Source organism: Streptomyces roseofulvus (genome assembly GCF_039534915.1).
Lineage (GTDB): Bacteria > Actinomycetota > Actinomycetes > Streptomycetales > Streptomycetaceae > Streptomyces > Streptomyces roseofulvus.
Window position 1 is genome coordinate 8142794 of sequence record NZ_BAAAWE010000001.1, and the last position, 12677, is coordinate 8155470.

Annotated in this window: 13 protein-coding genes; 9 read left to right on the top strand and 4 right to left on the bottom strand. The window is 69.8% G+C overall.

Going from position 1 to position 12677, the window contains the following annotated elements:
• Nucleotides 1-2: 2 nt before the first annotated feature.
• The 4 genes from ABFY03_RS37560 to ABFY03_RS37575 all read left to right on the top strand — a co-directional run bounded on the left by ABFY03_RS37560 (nt 3) and on the right by ABFY03_RS37575 (nt 2649).
• Nucleotides 3-818 (top strand): hypothetical protein, encoded by an 816-nt coding sequence (locus tag ABFY03_RS37560; protein ID WP_346168715.1) that lies wholly within the window; start codon nt 3-5, stop codon nt 816-818.
• 302 nt (nt 819-1120) lie between these two features.
• The gene (locus ABFY03_RS37565; RefSeq protein WP_346168714.1) at nt 1121-1576 is read left to right on the top strand and encodes a hypothetical protein; all 456 of its coding nucleotides are present in this window, start codon (nt 1121-1123) and stop codon (nt 1574-1576) included.
• Nucleotides 1577-1770: 194 nt separating this feature from the next.
• On the top strand, nt 1771-1977 hold the full coding sequence (locus ABFY03_RS37570; RefSeq protein ID WP_346168713.1) for a hypothetical protein: 207 nt from the start codon (nt 1771-1773) through the stop codon (nt 1975-1977).
• A 402-nt stretch (nt 1978-2379) separates the two neighbouring features.
• Nucleotides 2380-2649 (top strand): hypothetical protein, encoded by a 270-nt coding sequence (locus ABFY03_RS37575; RefSeq protein WP_346168712.1) that lies wholly within the window; start codon nt 2380-2382, stop codon nt 2647-2649.
• A gap of 186 nt (nt 2650-2835) precedes the next feature.
• On the opposite strand, the gene ABFY03_RS37580 is transcribed toward ABFY03_RS37575, so the two are convergent.
• Nucleotides 2836-3099 carry a hypothetical protein gene (locus ABFY03_RS37580; protein WP_346168711.1) on the bottom strand — a complete coding sequence of 88 codons (264 nt, stop codon included), beginning with the start codon at nt 3097-3099 and terminating at the stop codon, nt 2836-2838.
• Nucleotides 3100-3343: 244 nt separating this feature from the next.
• On the opposite strand from ABFY03_RS37580, the gene ABFY03_RS37585 reads away from it, so the two are divergent.
• The 3 genes from ABFY03_RS37585 to ABFY03_RS37595 all read left to right on the top strand — a co-directional run bounded on the left by ABFY03_RS37585 (nt 3344) and on the right by ABFY03_RS37595 (nt 8841).
• Nucleotides 3344-7717: an NACHT domain-containing protein gene (locus ABFY03_RS37585; RefSeq protein WP_346168710.1), complete on the top strand. Its 4374-nt coding sequence runs from the start codon at nt 3344-3346 to the stop codon at nt 7715-7717.
• 459 nt (nt 7718-8176) lie between these two features.
• Nucleotides 8177-8560: a replication-relaxation family protein gene (locus ABFY03_RS37590; protein WP_346168709.1), complete on the top strand. Its 384-nt coding sequence runs from the start codon at nt 8177-8179 to the stop codon at nt 8558-8560.
• A 5-nt stretch (nt 8561-8565) separates the two neighbouring features.
• The gene (locus ABFY03_RS37595) at nt 8566-8841 is read left to right on the top strand and encodes a hypothetical protein (protein WP_346168708.1); all 276 of its coding nucleotides are present in this window, start codon (nt 8566-8568) and stop codon (nt 8839-8841) included.
• Nucleotides 8842-8886: 45 nt separating this feature from the next.
• Here ABFY03_RS37595 and ABFY03_RS37600 read toward each other — a convergent pair whose 3' ends face one another.
• Both ABFY03_RS37600 and ABFY03_RS37605 read right to left on the bottom strand, forming a co-directional pair.
• The gene (locus ABFY03_RS37600; protein WP_346168707.1) at nt 8887-9219 is read right to left on the bottom strand and encodes a hypothetical protein; all 333 of its coding nucleotides are present in this window, start codon (nt 9217-9219) and stop codon (nt 8887-8889) included.
• Nucleotides 9209-9706 (bottom strand): ATP-binding protein, encoded by a 498-nt coding sequence (locus ABFY03_RS37605; RefSeq protein ID WP_346168706.1) that lies wholly within the window; start codon nt 9704-9706, stop codon nt 9209-9211. Before ABFY03_RS37605 ends, ABFY03_RS37600 begins: the two co-directional genes overlap by 11 nt.
• On the opposite strand from ABFY03_RS37605, the gene ABFY03_RS37610 reads away from it, so the two are divergent.
• Nucleotides 9684-10214, top strand: a complete 531-nt coding sequence (locus ABFY03_RS37610) for an ATP/GTP-binding protein (RefSeq protein WP_346168705.1) — start codon at nt 9684-9686, stop codon at nt 10212-10214. The genes ABFY03_RS37605 and ABFY03_RS37610 overlap by 23 nt on opposite strands.
• Nucleotides 10215-11139: 925 nt before the next feature.
• Here ABFY03_RS37610 and ABFY03_RS37615 read toward each other — a convergent pair.
• Nucleotides 11140-11580 carry a hypothetical protein gene (locus ABFY03_RS37615; RefSeq protein ID WP_346168704.1) on the bottom strand — a complete coding sequence of 147 codons (441 nt, stop codon included), beginning with the start codon at nt 11578-11580 and terminating at the stop codon, nt 11140-11142.
• A 436-nt stretch (nt 11581-12016) separates the two neighbouring features.
• Between ABFY03_RS37615 and ABFY03_RS37620 the strand changes: the two genes are divergently transcribed.
• The gene (locus ABFY03_RS37620; RefSeq protein WP_319007527.1) at nt 12017-12601 is read left to right on the top strand and encodes an SMI1/KNR4 family protein; all 585 of its coding nucleotides are present in this window, start codon (nt 12017-12019) and stop codon (nt 12599-12601) included.
• Nucleotides 12602-12677 lie beyond the last annotated feature (76 nt).

A 12677-nucleotide genomic window follows, 5' to 3' on the forward strand; every position in this document is an offset into this window, starting at 1 on the left:
GGGTGCCGGTGATACTGGTGGAGGTCGACCGCCGCTCCGAAGACGCGCACGACCTGGTGACCAAGCTGCGCCGGTACTGGGAGTGGGGCCGGCTGCTGCCGAGGGACGCGGACAAGCGCACCGTGGACCTGGTCCGCTCCCGGCCGGACGCGATCGAGCACGTCGACCACGAGCAGCGGCTGTGGCGGCGGGTCTACCCGCCGACCGGCCGTGAGGGCCTGGTCCCCCTCGCGTTCGTGTTCGCCGACACCACCGAAGCGAAGGTCGCCAACACGGTCGCCGTGCTGGAGGAGGCCGGCCGCCGCTACTGGGCGCCGTGCCGGTACGACTCCCTCTACGAGAAGGCCATCACCGCGCTCGACCACCGCCAGGCGGTCCCCGTTGTCGTCACCACCCTGGAACAGCTGACGGAGCACGGCGCCGACGCGGCGGTGTGGCGGCGCCTGGGACGGACCGGGGAGCAGACGCTGACGGACGCGCTCGACAACCCCGACGGCCACACCCTCTACCGCGCCCAGGAAGCCCGCGCGGATGCGGAGGACAAGCGGCGCCGGGCCGTCGAGCGGGAGGCGCAGCGCCCGGGGTGTACGCGGTGTGGGCGGAGGTTCAGCGACGAGCGCTGGGAGGAGATCACCGTGCACCGGACCGCCGTCCGGGCCGGTGACAGGTCGGTGTGCGGCCTGTGCCGCACCGTCGACGTCGCCCGCGAGGAGGCCGCCGAAGCCGTTCGCCTCGCGGCCGCCACGCCCCCGGAACTGGAGCAGGAACACGGCCAGGAGTCGGGCAAGCTCCGGGGGCTGTTCCGCCGCCGAGGCTGACCCCGCACGACGCCGCCCCTCTCCATGCCGATGGGGTGGGGCGGGGGCGACGAGCAGCAGCTCAGGTCAGGACGGCGCGGCTTGCTTCGCCACCGCGGCGAGCGCCAGCCCTTCTCCACCACACCCCGAGAGGGGAGCGAGGCGCGGACGTTCACATTTCAGCCGTCCTGGCAGGGCGCCCCTGGCGTGCGGACACGAGCGGAGAAGCGCACTCTGAGGTAATGGACGGGTCTGGTGAGCCTCCTCCTGCAGCGGCGTCGAGGAAACCGGCGCGTGAGCGCCGGAACCTGCTCCTGGCCTTCGTGGCAGGGATCGTCATCGGTGCGGGCGGGGCCGGCGTCATCTGGGCTCTGACAGACAAGGGTGGGCCGTCTCCCGAGGCCGTCAGCCCTCTGCCGTCGCCGACCACCCAGGCACCGAGCCCCTCCCCGACACCCACCGCCTTCCAACTGACCGGCACCTTCTTACTCACCAGGAATGCGGTCAGCGACGGCGAGGGCGGCTGCAAGGGAAGCGAGGGTTTCGACGACATCACCGAAGGCGCGGCGGTCACGGTCTACGACGCCTCCGGCACGGTCATCGCCACCGGCGCCCTGGGCGAGTCGACCAAGACGGGGACCGCGTGCAGCTTCGAGTTGATCGTCCCTGACGTGCCTGCGGGCGAAGGGTTCTACAAGGTGGAGGTCACCCACCGCGGGACCCTGCAGATCAGTGAGTCCGAGGCGATGAGCGGGTCCTTCGGAGGCAGCCTGGGATGAACGATCCGTCCTTTCGAAGGGCAACCACGTTGACGCCGGGCGACCGGTAGCGACACCGAGCAGTAAACGAAGCGTGATGTGCCATGAGTAATGCACAACCCCAGCCCCAGTGGGGGACCCCTGCGCCGCCCGCGGCGGGACAGCCGCGCAGGCGCAGACCGCGGATATTCCTCTGGGTCTTCCTCGCCATCCAGGTGATCTTCCTGATCTGGATCATCACCGGGGCCGCCTCAGGATCTGGGACCCCCGAGGACTGCGGAACGCTCGACCGCCAGACGTGCAACGACGCCGAAAGCGTCGGTACCGCGATCGGGGTCGGAATGATCATCTTTCTCTGGGCTGCCGTGGACGTCGTCCTCGGCGTCACGTACGCGATCTACCGCTTCGCACGACGCCCATGAACAACCGGGCGCGATGTTGACGGCTCTGGCCCGGCTGCGCCACTCCAAAGCGGGCGGGGGTGTGGGGGATGGATCGTGTCGTTCGCCGGGCTGGGAGGCCGGTGGCCCTGGACCGTGGGTGCCGGGCAGCCAGGCAGTCGGACGGCCCTCCGTGGTCTTGCTGCACCGCCTCATCCGGGACGAATCCCTGACGACAGCTCAAGCAGGCCGCCGCCTGGGCGTCAGCCATGGTGCTGTCCGGTTCGTCCTGCAGGAGCAGCCGGCACCCCCCAAAAAAGTTCCGCGAAGTGGAAGAGAGGAGCGACCGTTCGCCGTGCTCGCGCCGCGCTCCCAGGGGACAAGTTTGCCCTCCTCTACCTCGAGGAGTACCGCTCGCTCAAGTGGATCGCTAAGCACGCCGACGTGAACGAGGAGGCCATCAAGGTCCTGGACCGCGAGTACGGCATGACGCGCGAGGGCAAAGCGACCCGGTGGCGCCAGATCGATCTCGACTGGCTCCGTGCCGAACGGGCCGCTGGACGCACCTGCCGAGAGCTCGCCGAGGAGACCGGCTTCTCACTCGGAATGATCAGCTACCTGGCCCGGCGCCACGACACGCCTGGTGGCCGGCCAAGGGCCAGCCGAGAGATGCACAAAGTTCCCGGCCAGTGCCGGTGTCGAGGACTCCTTTGATCTCCATCGCGGCGATCGCAGTGCTGCTCTCCGCTAGACCTAACCGGCGCTCCGACTGGTGACCGGTTCGCGATCGCCCTCCGGGAGCCAGAGGGCGATCGCGTACGGCCCCGCCGTTGGCGGGCTCCGCATCTCATCCGGCGACGACGTGGAGCCCTCCTCGTGCCGAGGCCCGGCCCGTGGGTGTCAGTTCCTGTGCCTCAGGCGCGCGTACCAGGCATGGACGCGCGCCTGGACCAGGGAGGCGACGACGAGCACGTGGAGCCGGAAACCCTTGTCCAGCAGGAGGTCCGTCACCAGCTTGGCAACGGGGTGAGTCCACAGCTCGGCGAGAGCCGGAGCGTGGTCCAGCAGGTGGCGCAGAGCGGACGGCAGCGGCGAGCCGCAGCCGGTGAGTCGACGAAGGCACCCCGCGCATGAGGAGAGGACGGATCGGAACGGACGGAACATGAGTACCTCACCAGGTGTCGATCGGCGAGGCGTGGCCACACCCCGGTGGAAGCCGGCGTGTGACCGATGCTGCTGAGGTCGTTACAGGGGGCGAAGCGTTCCGGGGTGAGTGTCTGAGAAGAAGGAAAACCCGCTGGTCAGAGCGGAGAGGACCAAATGAAATCCAGGTCAGGCGCAGACAAGGTGGTGCCGCGCGGCCGTTACGCTGCTCTACCCTGGCGTTCCGTAGGGCATGGGGGTCTCGATGGCATCAGGGAACACACGGCGTACGCCGCGGTCGACCGGCCGGGACAGCAGCCCCGGCACCCCACCCGGCGTCAGGGCAGCACGGCTGCTGAAGGAGCTGATCGACTACCAGTTGCTGCTGTTGCGCACCAAGCAGCAACTGGACGAGCAACAGGCGTCGGACGCCTGGCGGGAACTGCTCCGCCGGCAGCTCAGGAAGGACCGCGAGGCCCGCGAACGAAACGGTCAACCCCGGCAGCCCGGCCGGTTGACGGTCGTGCACCCCGTGACGCTCCAGCGGCTGTACGCGGAACTCGGACAACCGGACGCGGAACTGGGCAGTGACCGCCAGGCACTCGTGGAAGCCGTGGCCCACCTGTGCACGGAACCCCCCTTCCGCGGCTACATCCTGGGCCCCCAGCCCGGTGAGCTGAAGAAGGTCGGCCAGCTACTGCCGCCGTCCCGCACCGCAGGTGGTGGCGGCTGGGCAGGCAAAAAGAAGCTGGAGGCGGCCACTTCGGCCGCGCTGAGAGCGGCCGACCGGCTCAGTGACGAAGCCGACGTCAGCCTGAGCCAGGTTTACATCACCCGGGGCTGTGAGGAGCGACTCGCCCGGAGACTGCTTACCGGCCTGGCCCGAACGGACCGGGCACCCCGCGTGGAACTCGTGCTGGGCGAACCCGGCACCGGTAAGACGAGCCTGCTGTGGAACCTCACCACGCGGCTTACCGGTCGCTCTTCCCTCCCGGACCCTCGCAGCGGAGAGGATGCAGAGCCCCAGGACGGCGAACGGCGCGTGCACTGCCAGCCGCTGCTGCTCCGCGCCGACGACCTGCTGCTGCCCCGCGAGACGACGGACCTGCTGACCCTCTTCGACGGACTGCTGCACCAGCCGATGTACCGCGCATCAGTGGTCGTCCTCCTCGACAGCGCGGACGTGCTGCTGACCGACGATCACGGGCGGGCCGTGTGCCGCGAACTGGTCGACTGCTGCGCGGAGTACGGGGTGCCGCTGGTGATCTCCTGCCGCACTCGTGACCAGGTCCTCTTGTACGACGTCCTCGGCACGACACCGTCCTCCGTGCAGGAACTGGGCGACTTCCGATTCGGCGGAGAGGCCGAACACGTCGTCGACGCGTACTGCGCGCACTACTACCGCGATCAGACGGCGGCACGCCGCCGGGAGGCGTACGACGCGGTTATCGGTGCCGCCGTCCGTGGCCTGCCCATGCGGGAGGTCGTGGCCCGGCCACTCACCCTGCGCATGCTGTTCGAAGTCTACGCCCCACAGGTGCCGACCACGGAGATCGACGCCGCGGGGCTGTACGACGCCTACTGGACGAAACGCGTGGTCGGCGACCGCCGCCACGGCAGCGCCGGCATCGTCGATGCCGACGATCTGTCACCAGCGGCCGAGGGCGTGGCGAGGATTATGCTCCGGGATGGTGGTGTCGCCGTCACCTCGGCGCACGCCGTCCGGCTGCTCGGCACCGCGGCCCCGCGCCCGCTTCCCCTCACGGCTCCCGCCGCCCTCACCGCTCTGCACCGCCGTAACGTCCTGACAGGCAGCGAGGGCCACGACGGGGCGAGCACCCGTTTCTTCCACCAGACGCTGTACGAGTACGCGGCCGGGCGCTGCCTGGTCTCCCTGGTGAACGCCCGCCAGCAACCGGACATCTTCGAGCAGCTGGGCCGACGGCTGGAGGCCACCCCGGACGACTTCCTGCGTTCCGTGATCGCGGAGCAGGCTATCGTGCAAGGCGTCCGGGACGAACGGGCGGCCCGCCCGGCGGCCGCCGACCTCATCAAGCAGCTCCTCACCAGCGACAACCACTACCTCCGTTACACCGCCCTGCGCGCCTACGCCCTGCTGCCCTCCGTACCGCACGCGGTCAAGGGGATGGTGCACCGTTTCCTGTCCGAAGCGCCGCTCGCCCTCGTCACCACCATGATGGAGCTGCTGCCCACTCGCCACCACACCGACCCCCGACGCGTCACCGAGGACATCTTCGTCATCCTCCAGCAGCATCGGCTGCCGAAGGTTCGGCGCAAGGCACTCGACTTGTTGTGCCGGTTCGCGGGCATGGACGGGAAGGACGACGGACGAGGGGCGGCCACCGCGGTCAGAGACCTACTGAGGGACCTGTGCACCCGTCCCCAGGCGTGCGCCGACCACGTGCCTGGCTCGGGTGTGCCTCGGGACTGCTGCTTTGAGCAGGCCTGCCTGTGGTCCTGGCTGGTGGGCCTGCCCGTGCAGGAGGCCACCAGCCACGGCAATCACGCCGTGCGCCTCGTCACGGCGATGGCCTCGGCCGAGCCGGACTGGGCTGCCGCGCGCATGGCCGAGTTGCTTGACCTCGCCGAGCACCACCGCTCCGCGCGCTGGCTGTGGCAGTGCATTCCGCCCATCAGCGCCCATCGCCACCTCAGCGGCTGGGACACGCTCATCGAACGTGCCGCCGTGCTGGCTGAGAAGCTCGGCAATCCGGACCGGATCCGCCGCCAGAACCGCCCCGCGGCATTCGTCCGCAAGGCCGGCACCGCCTTCGGCACCGTGCTGGCAGGCCCGAGCCGGGAGGCCAACGCCGAGAGCTACGAGAGTGAGGAGCGCGAGCGGCAGGAGGCCCATGTCCTGCTCGCCGCCCACTGGGCCGAGACCCTCGCCGATGAGCCGCCCGTCACCGTGTTCAACCAGCTCGTGGGAGCTGGCGGCGTCTTCAGCGGCCCGCAGATGCGGATCCGGGCGCGCGTCGCCGCTCTCGGCGCCCGCCTGCGCACCGCCGAGAGCGGGGTGCCCGAGTTCCTGGACCATGCCGTGGCACGCTGCGGCGTCAGCGACCAGATCGACGACGTCGCGGAGACCCTGCTGCCCGAACTGCTCCGCTCACCGGGCGAGGAGCCCGGGACTCGCTCCGCCCGGCACTGGTGCGCGCGGCAGCTGAAGGAGATGGGCGAGCGGGCGCCGGGCACGCGCCCGCACCGTGCGGCCCGCTTCGCCGCCAGCGGCCTGCACCCCCTGCCCGCCGCCGAGACCCGGGAAGTCGTCAAGGACGCCTGGGACGGGGGCCGGGGCTGGCAACCGGACCGTCTGGACCGCGCGTTCCTCATGCGTGACAGCGCCACCCGCCTCCTCGCGCCGATGGCGGCCACCGACACCACCGGCCGCGGGCGGGAATCGAAGGCCCTACGACGATGGCGGACCCTGGAACAGGAACGCACCCAGCAACTGTCCCGCGGGGCCAACGACTGGCCGTCCTACGGCGACGGCGGCACCTGGGGCAAGCCAGAGCGCAACGCGGTCAACTCCATCCTGCACGCCTCTCTGCGCGACCACGCCCCGGCCCACCCCGACCTCGTGGCGCACGCCCTGGACGAGAAAGTCGCATTGGCCGACATCCCCTGGCTGGCCAAGCTGATCAGCCAGGCCGCCGACCACCCCCACGTCGACATCGCCCACACTCTGCTGATGCGGCATGGTCCCGAGCTGGCCGACTGGTGCGAGCGGTTGTGGACCGGACAGCAAGCCCTCCCCGACGACGAGACCAAGAAGGCGGCGCTCCGGCTGTGGAGTGGCCTGGTCTGGCTGCGGGCTGCCGAGCGGCCGTCCCTCACCGCACAGGCCGACCTGCTGACCAAGTACCTCAACCCGACGCAGCGGAGGCTGGGCCTGGAGGCCCTGGCCCGGTGGAACGCCCACGGCGTCAGCGAACTCGCCGGCCCGGAGGGCGAGGACGGCTGGGAGAGGCTGGACGCGGCGCTGGCGCCGATCGCCGAACTCCCCGCCGGCCATTCCCAGGCCGGTCGCGCACCCGCCTCTGCCGCACTGCGCTTCCACTGCCTGTGCCGCTTCGCACCCATCGGGGAGGCGGACCAACGCGCGCACACGATCGAGAGGGCCACGGAAGCCGTCCGCGCCGCCGACACCACGACCGCGATCTCAACCACCGGCTTCCTCGTGGAACGCCTGTGCCTGGTGGAACCCTCCGCCGCGGTCAACCTCACCACCCTGGTCGCCGCCAGAACGGCACAGCAGGGCAAGCACGAAGGCCACCACGTCAAGAGCATGGTGCATCGCTGGCCGCATCCCCTCAGACACCTGGTCCGCGCCACCGACTACGCCGACCTCGAACGGCTCGTACGGGGGCTGTCGGGCGGCCCAGAGCGCATGCTCCTCAACGTCCTCGACCTGGCCGTGGCCCTGCGCCGCCACGACCCCGTACGCGACGACGCGCTCCGGTGGCTCGCGGACAGCCCCTACCTGCCCCAGGCAACCATGCAGCTCCGTAACTCGGCCGTACGACACCGCCAGACCCCACTGACCGACCCCGCCTGGCCCGAGGCACTGCCCGGCGCCGACGCCCCAGAGTGCGCGGATGGCACCCGCGACCGGTGAGGTCCGGCAGAACCCACGTGTCGGAGCGACATCGATTACTGCCCACTCTCCACGGACGCCGTGTACTGCAATTGGCGGTTCTGCCATGTGTGCTGGTAGGTGACTTCGTCACCGCTGGGGCAGCACGCCGGGTCAGGGTTTGACCGCCGCACGCTTTAGGTGACCTGGGTGCCGTTCTGGCTGACCACTTCACGGAAGCTGTACGCCTTGCCCTCCTGGTCGGGCACAGGTAATCCAGTAAGCCAGCCGGCACCTTCATGCCCTTCACCTTGGTGCACGACGCGTTGTGGCTACTGCCCGCAGGCCCGTCAACGCCCAGCATCATGACCGTCGGCGTCAAACTGTCATCCTTGCGCTTGAACACCTCTTGGTGGTTCCCTGCCGCCCAAAAATCTCCTTGCAGACAAGCTTCAGGCCCGGGGCGCCGGGCTGGGCACCATCGCCTCCTACGCGACCGAGGTGGCGCTGCCCGCGACCGGCACCTGGTCCAACCCGGGCAAGGGCGGCGCCCAGGCGGACATCGTCATCACCGCGCCCGAGGACGGGGTGCCGCTGCTGTTCGTGGAGATCGACAACTGCTTCGAGTCCGCGCAGGTCCTCGCCGCGAAGATCGACAAGTACATGCGGTTTGGTCAGCGTGATGGGGATCTCGAATTTTCCTCAGACCCGCTCTTCGCCTCAGCTGGTTCACGAAGTGAACCAACTGAGGGCAGTGGTGAGCGAGGCGGAGTACGACTGGTTGCTCTTCGACCCGCGCCAGACCCGTGGGTGATGATCGGGGCATGCTGCAAGCGAGAGATGAACATGGTCGGCGTGTGGGGAACCCGAAGTCGTCAGCGTTGAGCCGGATGGTGGCGAACCTCGGCCGGGGCAACGCCTTCGTCATCGTCGAGCGCCTCGACGATGAGGCGGATGGTGGCTGGTATGTCCAGGTGTGGCTGAGGGACGACAACACCTACCAGCTTGAATTCCGCGACGGGACCGCGGCGGAGCACTATCAGACCCGGACGATCTCTCAGGAGAAGGTGATCGCCGCCTTGAGCGGCTGGGCCGAAGGCCGCCCTGAGTGGAAGGACGCTTTCATGTGGCACAACATCAGCGCCTTCTTCGCTGACACAGACTGACCCCGCCGTCCCGAGGGTCGGCGTGGTCAGTGACCTACGTTTTGTTCAGCTGCGGCGCATCGGGATGACGTCCGGGTTCGCCATCGGGATGGTGGGTCGTGCTGCTTCGGGAGTGGCCAGCAGAGCGACGATGGTGACGGGCTTGTCGCAGTGCGGGCAATTCCGGACAGCCGTGGGCGCGAGGGGTGTCGGGTCCGGTGATGCCGGGGTCATCGTCTCGCCTTCAGCAGCATCGGCTGCTTCGTCGCGTTCGCGGCGTCGGCGTCGGCTCGCCTCTGCTTTGCAGCGGGGTGTGCAGTAGGTGTGCCGGGCCCCCGCACTGGGATTGACCTGGAATGACGTCCAGCAGATCGGGCACTCCCGGAATTCAACCAGCACGTCCGGTCTCCCCTTTGCGGAGGTTGTCGGAGTGGGATTGGTGCGAGCGGAGGCGGTAGGACGGTCCATCGATGCCGACCACGGCAGCGCGGTGCAGGAGCCGGTCGAGCATCGCGGCGGCCACGGTGGCGTCGCCGAAGGCGCCGGCCCAGTCGGCGATACCGACGTTGGTCGTGAGGATCGTGCTCGACTTCAGATACCTCTGGTTGATCACCTGGAAGAGAGCGGACGCGCCGTCGCCCGGCAGCGGCAGATAGCCCAGTTCGTCGATCATGAGCAGGCGGGGGCCGGCGAAGAACCGCATGACGCTTGACCAGCGGCCTTCGAGTGCGGCTTTGTGGCATTTGGCGGCGAGTTCCGCGGCGGTGGTGAAGTAGACGCGGTGGCCGGCGTCGACCGCGGAGCGGGCAAGGGCGACGGCCAGCATGGTCTTGCCGACGCCGGGCGGGCCGACCAGCAGGACGTTGGAGGCCCGGATCGTCTTCATCCCGGACGCCGCCGAGGCTCCCGCGCCTGCCGAGCCGGTCATCGACCCCGCCGTCCTGGCCCGCCAGGCGGTCGACTCGATGCGCCTGGACGGCCCGTCGGTGGCCTCGCCGCGCGCGGCCGGCCGGTACCTGATCGGCATGCCCATGTGGCTGTGGGCCACCCCGTCCCCGTCGACGTTCGGGCCGGTGTCGGCGTCCGCCTCCGCCGGGGCCGTCACCGTCACCGCCACCGCCAAGGTGACGTCGGTCCGCTGGACGACGGGCGACGGCACCACCATCACCTGCACGGGCCCCGGCACCCCGTACGCGGCCCGGCACGGCGCCCAGGACTCGCCCACGTGCGGCCACCGCTACACCCGCTCCGCCGAGTACGAGGGCACCGCCACCTCGACCTGGACCGTCACGTGGGAGGCGCCCGCCCTCGGCGACTCCGGCACGATCACCGAGACCCGCGCCACGGCGTTCACGGCGTGGGTGGGCGAGGCGCAGGCCGTCGGCACCAGCTGACCCGCGCGGCAAGGGGAAACGGGAACTTCCCCAATTGGGGAAGAACGATCTTGATCCCCGCTCACCACCAGGCTTACCACCGCGCTTACCACCGCAGGTCAACGGCCCGGGGCGACCGCTCGCCGGTACCGCCCGCCGCGAGGCCCCGTGGCCGAGGCAGCCGACCGGGTTGCCTCCCAGGTTGCCCTACAACTAGCCCTGCAAGGTGCTCTCCAAGTTGCCCTGCAAGTTGCTCTGCAGGTTGCCCCCAGGCTCTTGCGGCGACGGGCGAACCTGCAGCTCAGGCCGTGCGGTCAAGGGGTGCGCGCCGCGCCGACTACTTCTGTACGGGACCCTCCTGGAGCTCCGAGGCCCGTACGAAGCCCGGCCCGAGGACCCGCCGGCCCCGCGCTACGCCCGCCGGCTGTGCGTCCAGCACACCCCGGCGGCGAAGTTCCTCTGTGTTGGGCAGTGGCACGGCGGGCAGGTCGTCAAGGTCTGCCTGCGCGGCAGTTCGCGCAGAGGCCGGGCCCGGCCCGAGGAGGCGTCGATCAGTCACCGCCGAATCGTAGGCCCCGGTAGGGTCGGGTTCAGCCCGCGCCGATATGGCGTGCGCGGGCGAGGCCCGGTGCCCAGATGCGCTCTGGGAGCAGTACCACCGGGCCGCCCCTACACGCTGCCTGACGGCCCCCCTCCGCCCCGCCGGGATCTTCCTGGGCGGGGCGGAAACCCGTTCAGGCGTCTGGCGCGTCCTCGGCGGGTTACGGATTGCCGGTTACAGCCCCGGTGGGAACGCCGGTTCTGGCTGCTCAGGGCGCACTCCGGAACGGCCCGCCAGCGCCGCGCCGCGTCTCACCTGCCCGGCCACCGCCCCAGCCCTGACCGGCCCTGCGGGGCCCCGCTGCGCGGCATCGTCGTCCAGCTCGGCAGGGAGCTCGGCGCCCGGTCAGGAGGCGGCAGTACGGTCGAAGCTGGTGATGTTCAGCTTCACGCCCTCCGTGCTCTTGAGGGTCGTCGGGAACTCCCCGGTTGCGGTCTGGCCGGGCTGGACGTCGGTCTCAAGCTGCGTTCCGTTCGCCACCCGGGTGCCGCTTGCGTCGATCGCTTCCCAGTCCCATGAGTAGTTCGACTTCTTGCCGCTGCTGTTCTTGATCGTCCATACCAGCCAGATGTTGGTGATGCCGGCCTGTGAACGGTCGTCGAGCTTGAAGCTGACCAGATCAGCTCGCTCGCTCGCACCCTCCGGCGACCTCTCGGCGGTGGTCTCCCCTTCCGGGGCAGGCGTACTGCTCTCATCACTGCTGCAGGCAGTACCAAAGGCCAGACCGAAGGCCGTGACCACAGCGATGAGCACTGAAGAACGGGCGTGACGACGGTGAACGCGCATGGCTGATCCTCCTTGCCCCTCCATCCTGCGCTGCAGCCGCCCAGCTATCGACTCGGCAGCCTTCGCCGTCCTCCTCGGCCGCGCCGCCGCCCTGTCTCCTTGCCGGCGACCCTGTTCCGTCCTCGACGTCCCTCGGCGGCTGCGCCCCGCGCTGCTCGCCTCGCCGCCGTCCCCTGCTCCCCGTACGTGCGGGTTATGGCCCCTGACCCAGACAGCGACACATCACGCACGATGCTGCTCCCCGCACGCGCGGGGATGGCCCCGCGGCCTTCGCGTGGATCGGGACGGCGCGCGGCTGTCCCCGCTCTCGCGGGGGATGGTCCTCTCGCCCTCGCGGAGGCGGTCCGGGTGATCGGCTGCTCCCCGCTCGCGCGGGTTAGGACGATGCCACCCGCCCGCCTGTTGTGGTGTCGGACCCTGCTGACAGGGTTGCCGCATGGACGAGTTCATGGGCACCCAGGCCCCGCCCCGCCGGATTCAAGATGCTGTTGAGGCGCTGACGGCGTTCGAGCAGGCATGGTCGGAGCTGACCGTGCTCCGGCGTCCAGAGCCCGCGAAGGTCGATTGGGCGGCTGTCGAAAGCGGTCTGGGCACCGCTCTCCCGCCGGACTTCAAGCTGCTCACCGAGCTCTATCCCCGCCTCGTGGTGGGGGACACGCTCTTCGTCACCTCCCCGCAGCCCGGCGATGAGCAGGCATGGGTCGAAGCCACACTCGAAGACCTGGAGATCGTCGAGGAGTGGTGCGAATACGCGGAGCTCGATCCGCCGGTGCAGGCTTTCCCGGCATCTGGCGGCCTTCTCCGCTGCGGGTCGACAGACTGGGGCGACTACCTCCTGTGGTCGACAAGCGGGGATGGCGCCGAATGGACGATCACCGTGGCCACCCGCGGAGGCGGCTGGTGGCACTACAACGGCGGACTCGTGCAGTTCCTCACCGGACTGGTGGACGGCAGCGTCGACCAGTGGGGACTGCACACGATCAGGCCCACCATCACCGGCCACCCCCCGGCCTCTGCTTGAAGTCGTGTTCTGCCGGCAGACGCTGCATGGTCTGCGGTGTCGTGTGCTTCTGCTGCGCCGGCGTGTCCAGGCCCTC

Coding starts and splice junctions, on each gene's coding strand:
- ABFY03_RS37580 (WP_346168711.1), bottom strand. CDS start 3,099: ATGTTCCGTCCGTTCCGATCCGTCCTCTCCTCATGCGCGGGGTGCCTT.
- ABFY03_RS37585 (WP_346168710.1), top strand. CDS start 3,344: ATGGCATCAGGGAACACACGGCGTACGCCGCGGTCGACCGGCCGGGAC.
- ABFY03_RS37595 (WP_346168708.1), top strand. CDS start 8,566: ATGGTGGCGAACCTCGGCCGGGGCAACGCCTTCGTCATCGTCGAGCGC.
- ABFY03_RS37605 (WP_346168706.1), bottom strand. CDS start 9,706: ATGAAGACGATCCGGGCCTCCAACGTCCTGCTGGTCGGCCCGCCCGGC.
- ABFY03_RS37615 (WP_346168704.1), bottom strand. CDS start 11,580: ATGCGCGTTCACCGTCGTCACGCCCGTTCTTCAGTGCTCATCGCTGTG.
- ABFY03_RS37620 (WP_319007527.1), top strand. CDS start 12,017: ATGGACGAGTTCATGGGCACCCAGGCCCCGCCCCGCCGGATTCAAGAT.